This is a genomic window from Marseilla massiliensis (genome assembly GCF_023336985.1).
Taxonomy (GTDB): Bacteria; Bacteroidota; Bacteroidia; order Bacteroidales; family Bacteroidaceae; genus Prevotella; species Prevotella intestinigallinarum.
In genome coordinates this window covers 292,324-307,188 of sequence record NZ_JAMBLP010000003.1, presented here as the reverse complement: position 1 = coordinate 307,188, position 14,865 = coordinate 292,324, and the positions used below count along the sequence as shown (strand labels likewise).

Sequence of the window (14,865 nt, the reverse complement as noted above, 5' to 3'; positions counted from 1 at the left end):
TATTCATGAATCGAATAACAATAAAAATTCAGCATATCGCCGTCGCTCTATGGAAGCAATCTTCTTTCCACGCCAGTGGCAATACTGCACATAGTCATTTTTTATATTTCTGTCTCCTGAATCAAGTTTTTTAAGGATTATACTCTTTGGGTATTTACCGTCTAATCCTAAAAGCTTGAAAGCTCCAATATTATAAGCTAACGCTGCGAGCAAAAGTGAATCTTTACCATAGGGACGAAACAAGGAACATAGCTCTTTGAGGTCTTTACGGAGAAGAGCTTCTGCTTCAGAGGCAGTCATCTCGGATGAATACCTTTCTCCGGGTCGTAGCCGATGTCCATATCCAACGTAAGGATAATCTTTTTTTCGATGTAGTCCCTCATAGAACCTGATGCAACAGACTGCTCTTTCAAAAGGTGGAAGGTCGAAAATTGTTAGGGTTTTAGAGAGTGGCTCAGACGGCGTTACCGTCTGGCCATTAACTCTCATACCAAATATGAATATGACAAAAGCTGCTATTATCCTGAAACTCATTTTACTTTAAATTTTGTTATCTCGTCAATCATGTTCTTGACATCAAGATTGACACTCACGAAGTTCTGGTACAGAATACGTTCCTTGGCATCCTTTGAAGGGAAGGTGTAGAATTTCGGTATCTGATAATTTTTGTAGTTCGCTTCCTCTTCGGCAATCTTCTTCATGTCGAAATCAGTTTTGCAATAGAACTTGGAGGTTTGGAACTCGGCTGACTCCTGAATATTCATGCTATCACCACGTCCTGTCTTGGTCTTGATAAAATCACGAGCAGACTGGCCACAAATCCATCCAGTGGGCATATCAGAAATTTTACTTGCCGGAACAAGGCTGTCCATATTCTCGTTGAGATTGATGGAGGTCTTGTCACGGTCAATGGTTACACCTTTTTTTAGCTGGACAATCTTACCGAAGATGTCGTTAGAAAGCCACTCCAAAGTTTCTTTTGCTCTTGCTGAGCCACTGACTACGTTACCCACTGTTGTGATAACTTTCTGCATTCCAACCTTTCCGTAATCGGATTCGAGCTGCGGCAATTCCTGGAAACCTAATGTGACACTGACCTTGTTACTTCGGGCGGTACCAATCAGTCGGTCTATCTTGTGAAAATAGAGAGTAGGCAACTCATCCACAATGATGCTCACAGGGATATTCTTGCCCTGACCGGTATTCACACGAGTTACAAGACGGTTTAGAATCAGAGCATTCAAGGCACCGATGATGCTTTCCATTTCTGGGTCATTCGCTATAAGCAGATAGCTCGGATTCTTCGGATCAGACACCTTCAGGTCAAAATCATCGCCATCCTTATGGAATATCCAATAGGATTCTTTGGTGGCCAGACGGGATGTATAGACACGCAGTGTACCAATCATACCTTCCAACTGTTCCATCGCCTTGTTCTTCATGGCTGTCTGGAACGGTCCTAACAAGGGGGCAACCTCTGGGTCTGTCTCCAGTACCTCAAAGATTGTCTGGTAATCCTGATTCAAGAAGGACAGGATATGGGGCATGTCGCTATATTTACCCAACCAATATTCAGGCTCCACTTCCTTGCCTGTCTGGTCAAATACTCGGCCTGTAGGCTTTGGTCGGTGCGTCTTCGGCTCAGTGGTCATCTCTGCAATGAGAACATGGCCGTCTTTGTCGTAAGGCACTTTTTTATAGTTGACAAAGAAGTAGATGCAGGCAGCGAGGAAGTTCACAGCAGAAGTCTGGAAGAACTGGTCGCTACCGCCACCACCTTCTTTCTTACCTTTCTGCAGTGATTCCAACAGAGTTTCAGCAGTTTCGCTGGCAGCAGCAAGGTTTCCGATGTACTTCTGTTGGATAGGATTGACACGTCTGGAATACTCTACATCTACAAAGTTGATGATATTGAACTTACAGTCCTTAGGAACTTTCCCGGCCTTCTGATTAATCTTATAATGATAGTATAATTTCTGGGCAAGTGTCGGAAATTTATAATCGTACACGACCATGGCAAAGCCCTTTGCGCTGTGCTGACGGATAAATGGTTCGATAATGGAGAAAGTCTTACCTGAACCCGGTGTACCGACAACCCACGTGCCACGGAATGGATTGACAATGTTCACCCATCCTTTACGGAATTTTCCCTTATAATAATAGCGCATAGGGATGTTGACACTGTACTTGTTTTCCTGCAACTCCTGGCATTGTTCAAAAGACTCATTCTCGAAATTAAAACGGTCTTTAAGAAGCCCTTCCTTTAAGAACTTGGATATATTGTCAAGGGCTACATGTATACATATGGTGCCAATGATTGACGCAACCATATACAACCAGTAGCTCAAACTGATCGTATAGAATTTCATACCCATACTCTGGCCGTAAAGCCAAATAGACAATATTATTATAACGAGTCCACCAAACAGCGGATAGAATACCTGATGACGAGCATCAAATTCCAGATGCTTCTTATTACGTGTTCCTATACAGGTGATGCAGATAAGTATAAAGGTGGCTATTTTACTCCATATAAGGTTGCCGTCCTGATAAATATACCACCGTTTTATACGGCCATGAATATCGCACAGAATGCCACCCCAATAATCCAGTAGTTCAGGATTAATGGCATATTCGAAAAATTCCACTATCAGTGACAGATAAATCAAGTAGCGGAATATTTTATACGTGGTCTGTAGTTCTTTAGTTTCTTCCATTCAAGCGGTTCTTTAATCAATTGTATAATGTGATGATTGGTCTGATTTTATGTGCTTGTGTTTTCGGCGTTTCCTGAATGGCTCCAGAGGCAAGTGAGAACAACCATGCTTTATCGGTTTCCTGCTCCTTTACTTCTGTTGATGTCCAGTACCAGCATTCATCAGGATTGTCCTGTATCTCATCTCCACCACATTTACGGATATATTCATTAATCTTATTTCTTACTTCATACAACAGGTATAACTGAGCAACGGAAGGGATGTAGGCGCTCTGTCCATATTGCCACATGTCAAAAACAGCTTCGGCTGCAGGCGAAGTATAGGTAGAATACATGGCATGGGTATTGCTGTTCCCATCGAAGGCTGCCAGGTCTGCGGAAGTATCATGCTTTATTCCAATACTATCAGAGTAGGCGCAAGGCTCTATATCTTTCAGATAGACTGCATATCCAGTACCTTCAATATCCTCTTTTTGATTGACATAGAAAACCACGGCTATGGGTGTCTTTTCCTGTGCTTTCATTTTTTCATATCTGACGACTTTTCCATCGGTACACAGGATGTCTCCAATCTTCATTGAGGTATCCGGAAAGTCCTGATGTGCATCACATGATGCTATGGTTGCCGCCATGAAAGCGGCACAAATGGTGTGAAATATCTTCATCTTCTTTATCTTTTTGATGTGGGTATTTTAAATCCTATTACTATACCAGTTCGGAACAAATCCTTACGGTCAGGGACGATAAGGTCGCATTTGGCCTGAATATACAGTCCCCAGCCATGACGGAGTGATAAATTATGCTCGTAACCGGCATGAATACCGGCAATGAATTTATCTGTGTCACTGCCTCCAGAAGCTCCTATGCGCAGATTCCCGTAATGGTTACGTCCTCTGACTAAACAAGGTTTGTATGCGACTCCAATTCCCCATGTCCGATAGTTGTTCCAAAATGAATCAGGACAGATATGACCACATGAAGCACATTCGTCCCATTTAATATAGCCGTTGATGAAATACTCCCAAGCGTTATGGTGACGTGTTTCATGTTCCCATGCGATGGTAGCATCCAGCCCACGTTCATAAAGTGCACCAACTCCCAAGGATAAACGGTCACTGTGACTTTGTGCAAATGAAGAAATGGTACAACTGAGTACCATTATCAATGATAAGATGATTTTCTTCATGGCTTATTCCTCCATCATTAGACATGAGTTGAAAGAGTCCGCATACAGCACATCTTCATAATCGATGTCAAGGCTGATGGTTCGGCCACTGATTTGTTTCTCAGAAAGTTCAATAGTTAGGACTTTGTCATTGGGGAAGGTCATCTTCTTCAGAACTATGACATTTCTGTATCCATGCTTGAAACTTTGGGCCTTTTCGAGTGCCAAGACCGGAGTCAGCTCTATCATCTGTGCGTTGGTTGCCTTGGATATTTTCTTGTCGTTTAGCTTGATGCGCAACTCATCGATGTCAAACCGTATGTTGGTGCGGTTCTCTATGCTGAAATCCAAAAAGAAATATTCACCAACTGAGTAGATGTTATTCAACCGCATAGTCATACGATGCTGTCTGGTACTCACATTACGTATTCTCGCAGGGGAGTTCCATATCGTTCTGGCATATCTGGTCATCTCTTCTGTACTCATTGAGACTGCCGGGTTGTGGTATGGAATTTTCTCTTCCGGCTGGATTTGTTTGTCAGACACTGCCTCCTGCATACGTGTGGTATAGATGAGCGCATATTGTGTACGATAGCGTTCTGTTACAATCGTCACAATGGCAAGAATATCTCCATCGGCATGTATGTCAGCTCCTTCTTTAGGTTTAAGACGGATGGTATTGTTGATGGGCTGGTCTCCAACAACGGCATCAGTGGAGATGTCGACAAAGCGTACTGGTTCTGTGGCTGTGATAACAGTTGTCACATTCTCATTAACGGTGAGCTGTTCGATTTCCTGATACGTCTGCTGAGCCATAGAGGGGAGGGGTGCCAAAACACATACCGCCAATGCGCCGATTCTTTTAAAAGTCTTCAGTTTCATAATATCTACGTGCTTAAATTATTTTTCTTTGTTGTTTGAATGAGAATTAATTAGGTAAACAAAAGTGCCATATTTGAGCTTGGCTTTATTTTTTTTGATTGCCTTGCTGACGGCATTACTGCTTTTCTGGACTGCATTGGAAATAGCTTGCGCTCCCCATGATGCCAGACTGTTTCCAGATGTGGTTGTATTGGTGAGTGTAGATGTATTGCTTAGCGCACCGCTACCCACGTCTTTTGTCGTTTCACGGAACTGGCTGCTTGGAACATACAGTCCTTCTAATCCGTCTGTATCATAGAGGGCAAGGTTTACTTTGATAATCTCACCATCTACCATGATGCTTGTAACATTGCCTTTAACACGCTGTGAGCCAAAACCGCTCATAGTTGCATAAAGGTATGATCCTTTGGGAACAACAACTTCATTGATTTCCACATCATCTATTAATCGGAGACGGACTCTTGAGCCGTCAACTGCCTTGATGTTTTCATCTATGATGGCTTTAATTAACTTCTGCTCTTTTTCATTCTCACAGATAGTATTGAAATAGTCGGACGTTACTCTGACTTTCTTGACCACTTCCAGGGGTTCATCGTTATTTTCTTTTTCATCAGACACTTCCAGATTCTTTTCATTCCTCTTTGTAAGTGTATCCGTATCAGTCGGCAAATTTGTAGCTTGCAGACCTTGTAATCTGGCTTGGGCAATAGCCCGGTTCAGCTCCTCCATGGCTTCTTGCTCACGTTGTTTACTGAGGGCTAAGCGGTCTTCTTCAGAAGTACCGTCGCCTTGTGCGACTTCCTGACCTTTCTGTGCGCTCTCCTGTAGTTGTCTTTGCATCTCAGCGAGTTTCTCGGCTTCCTGTTTCTGAGATTCCAATTGTTTAAGCTCTTCTTCTGAATATTTTGAATCATACTCTTCTTTGTTGTCTTCTTCATTACGGTCAATGTTTCCTAAAGCAGTATAGTCATCTATTTTCCCATATGATTTAAGCATATTGTCATACTTATTGCCAATTCCATCGCCTTTCATGTTGGCATCAGGCAATTCTGGGTTCAGATAATCAGTCGTAGTGAGTCCGTTAGGAGTCTCTGCCTTCTCCGTATGAAACAGATCTATGACAAAGTAACCGACAAACAACAGGGGAAAGTAGATGATTATTGGAATCATATACTTTGGCTGCTTCCAGTTAATTTTCTTCAGTGCGTCCATCGTTCTTTATGTTTACGTTGTTATTATTAGATTCGTCATAGGCGGTAGAAGGTACTTCGTGAACACGGTTGGATGTTTCATTGCCCTTGTTATAATGTTTACGCCATATCAACTCCTGCCTTTCTGTGGCACTTTGGACGGATTGCTGCCTGTTAAACACAAATGCCATTCTGTAGATATTCAGACATAGACAGAGTATGATAAGTCCGAAAACAATGACAAGAAACAGTTTCCTGTGGTTGTTGGCAAAGTTCTGAACCATTCCGGCAAGCACATCAAGTTTCATCATACGTGCGAACTTGCGACCGGCATTGACTTCACTTTCGTATCTTTGCTTATATTTCGGATCATTCTTATCTGGCATCTTCTCTCCGACAAATAATTTTTTCCATCCCATATTAGTAGTTCATTTTGTTCTTTTGTTCAATATCCTTATTCATAAGTGTCCTCCAGTTTGTGATGAGCAATCCGTGAGGGTTATTGTCAGTCCTCGGTACACGTTTGAGCTGACCTGCAGTGACCAGTTCTCTGGTAAGAATGCTTGTCCGTCGTTCTATACGCTGTTTGCCATAATACATGAACTCCATCTTTTCCTTATCGAATTTTATACTGTCGCAGAATATGCTGAACACAGCACTCGTACCCATAATATTCGAGTAGAATCCTTTTTCTTTCAATGTATTATACTGGGCAAGACCTGTCTCGTCCACTAAATACATCGCTTTATCCATTGTGTACTTGATATATTTGTCATCTGGAGCCAGAGTGAAAAACAGATGATGGAACATCTCGATGTGAGACTTAGCTTCTACGTCAAGCGTTTCGTCCATTGTGCTCCGATGAACAAGAATAGGCACATTGCCGTCCAAAACATAGACTTTCTTATGGGCATCCGAGACCATTGTCCTGGCTGTCCAAATGCTGGAGATGCAGATGATGATGCAGCCTGCAAGGAAAAGGGAACATATAATCAGCACCAGTTTGATTTTGTTTTCAAGATTCTTAATTACCATAATATTCCATATTGATTTATTGCTTACATTACTTTGCTAATCATGCCTTGGGTTGATACTTTGGCTTGCTGTGCGACTCCTTCACCGAAGTTTCGAGTTGAGAATGCTGTATCGCCTTCCGGTATCATCCATGCGGCCAAATCAGGTACAAGGTTGAGACATTTCAGTGCCACAATACTTGCGGCCATGAGATAGCCGGCTGAGAAGAACGAGTTCTGCAGATAGGCCGCCATGGTCTGTTCGCTTTCGGTAATGGCAGTCAGATTCTCTACCTGTATGCACAGGACAATGTCAAATAGGAGCAGTACATAGAATCCAACGAAGTACAGCATAGCTCCGTAGAAGTGTACAGTCAGATAACGTATGAGCCACTTTGCCCAGGCACCTTCCCATTTGGGCAGAAGACTGAATGCCCACTGTATCGGTCCGAAGATGGTCAACATCCCCAACAGGATTTGCTGGCAGTAGATGGTTGCCCACCAACCGATGCGATAAACTATCAGAGCGATGAGCATAATGATTTTATCTAGTCCGACCACTGCACCAGCTGTGAGTGAAGTAAACCATAGTCTGGATGCGTCCTTTTCCATGTTGGTCACTTCTTCAACACCGGTCTGTTCCATCGTGGACTCAATAAGATTCGGATCGGACGTTCCTGAATGTGCTACGTCAGCCTGAGCTTGCAAGGATGTATAGAGAGTGTCCCTGACATAAATGAGTTCCTGGACTTCCTCAAATTTATCTTCTATCTGTAAGGATTCTGCCTGATAAAGGTCATGAGTATATGAACCGATACAGTTAGGAATGTAAGAAAGAAAGTCAAGGAAGCACCAACTGCTTCCGCTGTTAGTTATACCCGTATCTGCAGGTGGATACCACCAGCATAGAATAACGGATATAGCTAATGGCCGGAACAGTTTCATAACGTCCAGAGGCTCGTGCTTCACCATCATCTTATAGGCTATATTTCCTGCCACTACAATAGAGAACAGAGCAGCGAGAGCCATGCACATTTGGAGAATCCACCAGAATGGTCCTTGTGAACCTGTGAATGTGGCATCTGTAAGGAACTCGTTTGTCTGGAAAATCACGTCATCAATCTCTTCTTCAAGAATATTGATACCGAAATCTGAGAGTATATTTGAATCTGCCATGATTTTAGTTTCCTTTTATGTTATAATTCTCTGTTAATTGTGCCCTTCTGAATTTAGTTGCCCGGCTTCTCGCCAACGGCTAAATGCTTCGGTTGCATGAGAAGCAACATCAGTTCGTCTGTTCAAGCGGGCGGCCAACAAGGAAGCTGTCTTGTTCCTGTTGCTTAACTGAATCAGATACGCTATGAGAATTTCATTCTGATGCTCTATATCAGCATATATCGCAAGGTATTGTCTTTTCCTTTGGGCGTTTGGCATATAAGCGTCCTGGGTTTCTTTAATGGCTGTCCTGAACATATTGTAGTATTCGTTCCATCGCGTTTTATCATTTACCGTACCTCCAGAACTGATGATGCGGTTGATATTCTTTTCAAAGTCTGATAGCTTGTTATTCACTTTGCTGCCTTCTGCAAGCCAGGCAATATCAATCTGTCTATCGGCAATATTGAGAGCTTCAATTTCTGCCCGCTGAGTCAGTGACGCTTGAATGCTGTCAGCTAAATCTACCTGTTGGTATGATTCTACACCAGCCAGTGTCCTAAAGCTCAGCTTGTTTTTACTTGCTGCCGATTTCTGGTAGCTGTTATGAAAGAGGGTGTAGTAGAAAGCAGGGGTTAGTCCGCCAACACCTATTTCCTGAACTGTAATCTGATTCATCTTTGTAGCATCGTGGTTGTATGTCACATAAGACTGGGCAGCTGCTTTGAAACAAAGCAGCATTGCACATAAACATAATGTTGTCCGATAACTGATAGAATGTACCATATCTGTTGAGTTTTAAATTGTTATTTAATAGCCTAAATAGCCCGCAACTTTCCACCGGCCAAAAGCATCATTAATAATCTCTTCCTTGGTCTTTGCACGATAAACCTGTCTTTTCCAATATCCGATGCGTACCTGAATGTATCTCCAGGTCTCAAAGTATGCCCTGTTCAGATGCGTCCTGATATTGTCAAGTGAGTTGTTTATGTTCATCAGAATGAGATAGAGATCCGCTGTAGAACAGGCTGCCGCACCGGTAGCATACAGGATTAAATCACTGACCGAACGATACAGATTGTCTCCTTCTTCGGCAATCTTTGCCAAGGCCCCGGCATTGACTGTGATTATCAAGGTATCTGTACTTACAATGTTTCCTCTGTCCAGACACTTCTTTCTGAAGTCTTCAAGCATGTTTTTATAATCACCCACACGGTCACTGATGTTTTCGTAGGTGTTGTAGATATTGAGACTAGTTCTAAGAGACTGATACAGAATGTCAATAACGTCAAACGCACGTGTGTATCTGTCAAGTTCCTTATTGATGTCCCTGAAGCCGATATTGGCATCACTGCTGTACTCATGCAGAAGTTTGTTGCTCGCTTCCAGTGTGGATCGAACAAGCAGCAGACTTTGTTGTTGTTTATGGTCGTTGATATAGGCTTCTATGGAAGCTACATCAAAACCATATTGAGCCTTGGCAGTGAACGGGAACAATACCAAAAGGCAAACAATAATCGGCAATATTTTATTCCTGGTCGCTTTCATCTTCATCGTATTTACCATTATATGTATCTGAGTGGGCACTGGAGGCTGCCTGACGCAACCATCGTTTTCTACATTGTTCAATGAGTGTCAATCTTCTGCCACTGTCATCGTTGATATACGGGACTACGCTTTTCAGCATATCTATGATGGAATGTTTGTAGTGCATCATCTTTTCCAATGACACAAGGTCGGCATAGATATTGGTTAGTCTCGTGTCAATCTGACGGGCTATTTCAAGTCTGTCACTTGACCAGAGCAGATGATAGGTATCACCGGTATCATCTGTTTCTATAGGACTGCTTTTGGCATATTCCACAGAAGGAGTGCAATCCGGAAATTCTCTGGCCACTTCTGATAATTTTGAATTGACCTCGTTGGCTTTTTCCGCATCCGATTTGGACGGATCGAGATTGATAACTTCAACAACCTGTGTGTCACTGTACTCAGTAGTAAGCGTCCATGAAATTTGTACGATAGCACGGTGTATCTTAATCCAAAGGAAATACTTTGGTTTCCGGGCTATGGATGTGGTTGCCTTAAAGGTTATGGTACCGTTGATGTTGGGCATGGAGGCTGTACGAACGAATGTATTGCCTTCCCATGCACCTGAACCGTTCCACGACAGATTATAGGCTGTTTTACAATCCTGCATGATAGCCGGTATGCGGTAGTAGTCATCCGTGGCAGCATTCTCACCGTCGATAGCTTCCTGCTTTGCCTGTTCATACTGTGACAGTTCTGTCTCATACGAGCTCATCTCAGCTTTTAGGCTTGATATTCTGTCCTTGTTCTCATTGTAGGACTGTCTGTATATTGCAGCATCCTCAACGCTTGCTGTCTGGATTTTTTTCAGGAGCTCTGCGTTTTCTGCCTCCAGTGCTGTTATTTCTGATTGTACTGAGACAATATTTCGTTTCAACTCCGTTATTTTGGAGTCTATTTCAGATATATTGATACTTCCTTCGGAAACACTTGTTGCCATAGAACATTGCTTGGTATGGTTGTTTACACTGCTTCCACAATCAGAACATTTGTATTGTGTTGAACCTTCTCCTAATTTGGCGCCACCATGACAGGTTACGCTGATGGTTGCTGTCTCACATCCTGAAATTTTCTGGGCATTGGTAGTCTGGTAGTATTTCTTTGGGTCACTTCCCAGATAATAGGTATAGCCTTCTTCATTATCGTTAAGTTCAGACAGACGTGCGTTCATCCCGGCCTTAAAGGTATTCAGGTCCATAGTGTATGAATCAAATATGTCTTCATAGGCTACTTCCTTACGATTCCAGCTTTTGGTAGCATAAATCTCGTAAGCGTATGCTTTTGCATATAATCCTTTTTTTGAAGAAGTAATCTTATATGCGAGCATGTAGTATGAGATGCTGTAGGTATAACCATCATTGGCTTTGTTCAGATTGGCTATCTGTGAACGGCTGTATCCTGCATGATTCTCGGAGTTCTGCAGTGCAGCTTCTCGTTGGGTAGATGATGGATAAAAGTTTTCATCTGTAGTGCTGATTCTGTACCAGTGATCACCATTGATAATTGAGTTATTGTCTTCGGGAGGATAATAGTCGCAAAGTTTAATGGTGCCAGCATCTACACGGTAGATATACCACCTTTGTGTGTAGTACTGGCCGAATGCTTCATTGGCATAGTCTGTAATCCATGCCGTTGTGTTGTAATTCGACAAAGAGAAGAGATTGGCGATGCCTTCCTCACCACCGATAAACTGTAATAAGGTATTTCCGGCATTCTTGGAAAGATTGCCGTATAAGTCGTACACATTCTCGGCTATCTCAATGACACTGCTTGTCTTCTCCATGATGGTACCGTTAAAGGAACTGTTCCCAAGAATGGAACTTACAGCATTGCCGGCTCCAGCTGAAGCAAGGCTAACGCCCATCGCATAGAGGTTATCTATGTCTTGCTTCAGGTTTTCCTTTGTGAAGTTTGTCCCGATATTTGAGAAGCTTTCAAGCAGAACATTCCAATCCACATTGCCCAGTTCTGACAATTTCAGAATTGCTGCAAGTTCCTGGTTGATTTCAAGAAATACGATGTCCTTGAATGACAAAGTACTATTGGTAACAATAGACTCAAACTGATAACACAAAGTCTTTACCTCATCACAGATCTTATAGAGATAGCTACCCCAATAGAGGGCGTTATGAGGACTTTTAAGCATCATGCCGGCAACAGTCCATATTTTGGGCATAATTTTGGCAGACACCATGTTGTATATACGGCGGTAATAGTAGTTCTCTGTTGCACTGGTCCAAAGTCCCAGATTTGTGAGAGCTCTGCGATCGAGGAACTTGGAACTGAAGATTCCTGCAGCAGCCACTTCCGCTGCCTGATAATGTTCCCTGATCTTGGCTATCTGTTGAGCATAATACGCCTCAGTAGCAGCTTCTGTACCGAAAGCCGCCGACATTTCCGCTACAGTGCGAGTATCATAATTTACACTGTAATACTGTGCCATAGCAGGCACTATAGCACAGAGAAATAGAAGTTGTATTATCAGATAGCGTTTCATTTTCAAATCTTACATTTCTGTTTTTGTTTTGAGATTAAGAACATGTTGAGCCTGGTTCACCTTTTGTGCAAAGGCCAAAGACTTGGTTATTCCTGAAAGACTCCAATCCCGGCAATAGGCTTCTATGGCATGCTGATGGTCACACTTCAACTCTCTTTTATAGAGTTTCAAGGCTTCCTTTTCAGCTCGCTCTGTAGTGTAAGTCATGTAGCATTCACGTGGCTCTTCAACTCCAAATACGGCCCCGACACTTCCACGTCGGATAAAGACCTCACGGAAGAAACTTCGTCCTTCCTTATTCTCCAGACGGTTGATAGTGAAAATCTTCTTACAATCAACGTCCGTCAAACCGAGCGTGGCTTTAATCTCATCAAATCGCTCACGGAATTTGCTCTGGTCGAGCAGCATTACCACGTCTGAGTTATTGATGATAGCTTCCTTGACAATAGGACTTCCTACAATATCCTGTATTTCCTGCGTTACAACACCGACAGAAGCCCAGAACTTTCGGGCAGTCTTGTAGAGATACTTGATATATTCGGCCATCATGGGAGAGGCGATAGCCTTCCATGCCTCTTCGATAACCAGTACCTTACGGTTCTTCTTGATTCTCATCTTCTGGATGAATACATCCATGATGATAAGCGTAACAAGAGGGAATAGAAGAGGGTCATCCTTAATGGAGTCGATTTCAAACACGATGAAGGTCTCATCAAACAGTTTGGTGTCCAGGTTCTCATTCAGCGTCACCTCATGGCTTCCACCCTTGTAGAAGTCCTTCAATAGATAGTTGTAGGCTGCCAAGTCAATGCCGGAAAGTTTATTTTCTTCAATGATTTGTGGAATGCGGACAATACTGTATTCATAGAAGGTGTTAAACGAGAGATTCTCAATACGACGGTTCACAAAATACTCGTCAAAGTATTCTTTGATGACTTGCTCAATAAGCCGGTCTTCCGTCTTGGTAACTACTCCCTGGGTGCCTTTCCAGATAAGCATAATCAGATTCTTCAAGAAACCGATTTTCTCGATGTTCAGCTCTTCATGTTTGATAGCAAAAGGGTTCATCGCGATAGGATGCTCCTCGGTATAGCTGATATACTTGCCACCTACATACTCGCAAAGTCCCTCGTATGAATTACCTGTATCAACCATTACAACATCAGTGTTCTGCTCCCACATCTGACGTACCACGCTGTTCATGTGGAAACTTTTGCCACTGCCCGAAGGACCAAGACAGAAGAAGTTGGAGTTATCTGTAATCTTGTTCTTACCTTCCTTACCACTGATGTCTATGGCAACAGGCACTCCCTGTCTGTCGGTGTAGTATATTTTCAGCGGTGTTTCTTCGCTATGCTGAATCCTTTCCTTGTACATAAGGCAAGTTGCTGCATCACTAAGGGTCAGGAAGCGGTCGTATTCGGGATTGGTAGAATAGCAATTGCCGGGGAATGAATTGACAAAAAGCTCCAACTGATTGTACGATTGCTTGCTGATGTGGATTCCCAACTTGCTGAAGAGATTCTCCAGATGATTGGTACATCGCTGAATATCCGTATCGATGGGTACTCCAACGATAAGATTGAAATGGGTATATACCAACTGTTTGTTTTCTCTTGCGATAACATCCTGTACATTTTTAATGTCCTCCACGGCAATCTGGTTGCTTGGATTGGGCATACTTGCATGGCGGTTTTTTTTCTTTTCAAGCAGAGAAAGCTCTTTTTTCTGGTTGGGAATGAAGAGCATCTGGTTATACACGACCATCTCAGCTGACGGTATGCTGTCTAACAATGATACCATGTCTACTGGCATGGAAACATTGTTCACCTCAATGTTTGTAAACGGACGTACCAGAGAGGGGATGTTGATGCAGTCCACATCCACGAGACTATATATCTTGCATCTTCTATCACCCATGGTAATAGCTTCGTCATCTACCTTGAAATTGTTCATCGACAAATTTTTGTCCGTGAAGTTCATTGAGAAATAGCGGTCTACGTAATCACGGGCTTTATTGCCATCAAGAAATTGGGCATCCACACCGGAGTCTCTCAACTGGTCTTTGACCTTGCGTATCTTTACCATGAAATCACGCCATTTCTTGCTGTCAAATGAAAAAAGATTGCTCTTCTTGTTTTCCTGAGTAATAATCATGTAGCTCTGACAGTCGGTATAGGTACGACCTGTGAAATAGTTGAAATATGATTCCGACAGAAATTCATGATTATCATTACTATCGTCATGAAACTTCTTGCGGATGAATACATCTTGTTTGTGGATGGCATATCCATCACCTAAAGTCTGTGCAAGGGCAGTGAAGAGATGATTGAACTCGTAGTAACTGTCAATGTCTGCCGAATATTTCTGTACCGGGTTTTCCATCTTCAGAATGGCCGAGTATTCACCGGTCTTGGTGTAAAGCACCCCGATACCGTTGACCTCTTCCAAAGAGAAGTAGATATTCTGGAAGATTTTCTTGCGTTTCCCTCCAGTACCGAAAGCCATGACTGAGATAGCCATACCAATAAGGATTGCCACAAATGTTAAGATGACGTATAGAATCATTGTTCTTTGAATTTATTATTCGATTACTTATCAGTTACGTTCACAATCTGAGAGTTGTCGTATAAACTATGTTAGGCTCATCCTAACGG

The 14,865-nt window shown here is 42.7% G+C and carries 13 protein-coding genes; all 13 read right to left on the bottom strand.

Going from position 1 to position 14,865, the window contains the following annotated elements:
* Positions 1-3: 3 nt before the first annotated feature.
* Genes M3089_RS04100 through M3089_RS04040 form a run of 13 tightly spaced genes read right to left on the bottom strand, consistent with a single transcriptional unit; the run spans position 4 to position 14,776 of the window.
* Entirely contained in the window at positions 4-534 is a 531-nt protein-coding gene (locus M3089_RS04100; protein WP_249081870.1) for a glycoside hydrolase family protein, read from the bottom strand.
* Complete coding sequence (locus M3089_RS04095) at positions 531-2,717, bottom strand: type IV secretory system conjugative DNA transfer family protein (RefSeq protein ID WP_249081869.1); 2,187 nt, start codon at positions 2,715-2,717, stop codon at positions 531-533. The genes M3089_RS04100 and M3089_RS04095 overlap by 4 nt, the downstream gene beginning before the upstream one ends.
* A gap of 16 nt (positions 2,718-2,733) precedes the next feature.
* The gene (locus tag M3089_RS04090; protein WP_149944515.1) at positions 2,734-3,381 is read right to left on the bottom strand and encodes a DUF1566 domain-containing protein; all 648 of its coding nucleotides are present in this window, start codon (positions 3,379-3,381) and stop codon (positions 2,734-2,736) included.
* Positions 3,382-3,386: 5 nt separating this feature from the next.
* The gene (locus M3089_RS04085) at positions 3,387-3,902 is read right to left on the bottom strand and encodes a hypothetical protein (protein WP_009275704.1); all 516 of its coding nucleotides are present in this window, start codon (positions 3,900-3,902) and stop codon (positions 3,387-3,389) included.
* Between the two features lie 3 nt (positions 3,903-3,905).
* Positions 3,906-4,763 carry a conjugative transposon protein TraN gene (gene traN / locus M3089_RS04080; RefSeq protein ID WP_009275705.1) on the bottom strand — a complete coding sequence of 286 codons (858 nt, stop codon included), beginning with the start codon at positions 4,761-4,763 and terminating at the stop codon, positions 3,906-3,908.
* 18 nt (positions 4,764-4,781) lie between these two features.
* Positions 4,782-5,975, bottom strand: a complete 1,194-nt coding sequence (traM, locus tag M3089_RS04075) for a conjugative transposon protein TraM (RefSeq protein ID WP_018667730.1) — start codon at positions 5,973-5,975, stop codon at positions 4,782-4,784.
* The gene (locus tag M3089_RS04070; protein ID WP_009275707.1) at positions 5,953-6,372 is read right to left on the bottom strand and encodes a hypothetical protein; all 420 of its coding nucleotides are present in this window, start codon (positions 6,370-6,372) and stop codon (positions 5,953-5,955) included. The genes traM and M3089_RS04070 overlap by 23 nt, the downstream gene beginning before the upstream one ends.
* Before the next feature lies 1 nt (position 6,373).
* Positions 6,374-6,988 (bottom strand): conjugative transposon protein TraK, encoded by a 615-nt coding sequence (gene traK / locus M3089_RS04065; RefSeq protein WP_008781805.1) that lies wholly within the window; start codon positions 6,986-6,988, stop codon positions 6,374-6,376.
* Between the two features lie 23 nt (positions 6,989-7,011).
* Positions 7,012-8,142: a membrane protein gene (locus M3089_RS04060; protein WP_009275709.1), complete on the bottom strand. Its 1,131-nt coding sequence runs from the start codon at positions 8,140-8,142 to the stop codon at positions 7,012-7,014.
* A gap of 33 nt (positions 8,143-8,175) precedes the next feature.
* Entirely contained in the window at positions 8,176-8,907 is a 732-nt protein-coding gene (locus tag M3089_RS04055) for a DUF5045 domain-containing protein (protein WP_062695345.1), read from the bottom strand.
* Between the two features lie 24 nt (positions 8,908-8,931).
* On the bottom strand, positions 8,932-9,675 hold the full coding sequence (locus tag M3089_RS04050) for a hypothetical protein (RefSeq protein WP_249081868.1): 744 nt from the start codon (positions 9,673-9,675) through the stop codon (positions 8,932-8,934).
* Positions 9,650-12,208: a hypothetical protein gene (locus M3089_RS04045; protein ID WP_249081867.1), complete on the bottom strand. Its 2,559-nt coding sequence runs from the start codon at positions 12,206-12,208 to the stop codon at positions 9,650-9,652. Before M3089_RS04045 ends, M3089_RS04050 begins: the two co-directional genes overlap by 26 nt.
* A gap of 9 nt (positions 12,209-12,217) precedes the next feature.
* Positions 12,218-14,776, bottom strand: a complete 2,559-nt coding sequence (locus M3089_RS04040) for a TraG family conjugative transposon ATPase (protein ID WP_249081865.1) — start codon at positions 14,774-14,776, stop codon at positions 12,218-12,220.
* Positions 14,777-14,865 lie beyond the last annotated feature (89 nt).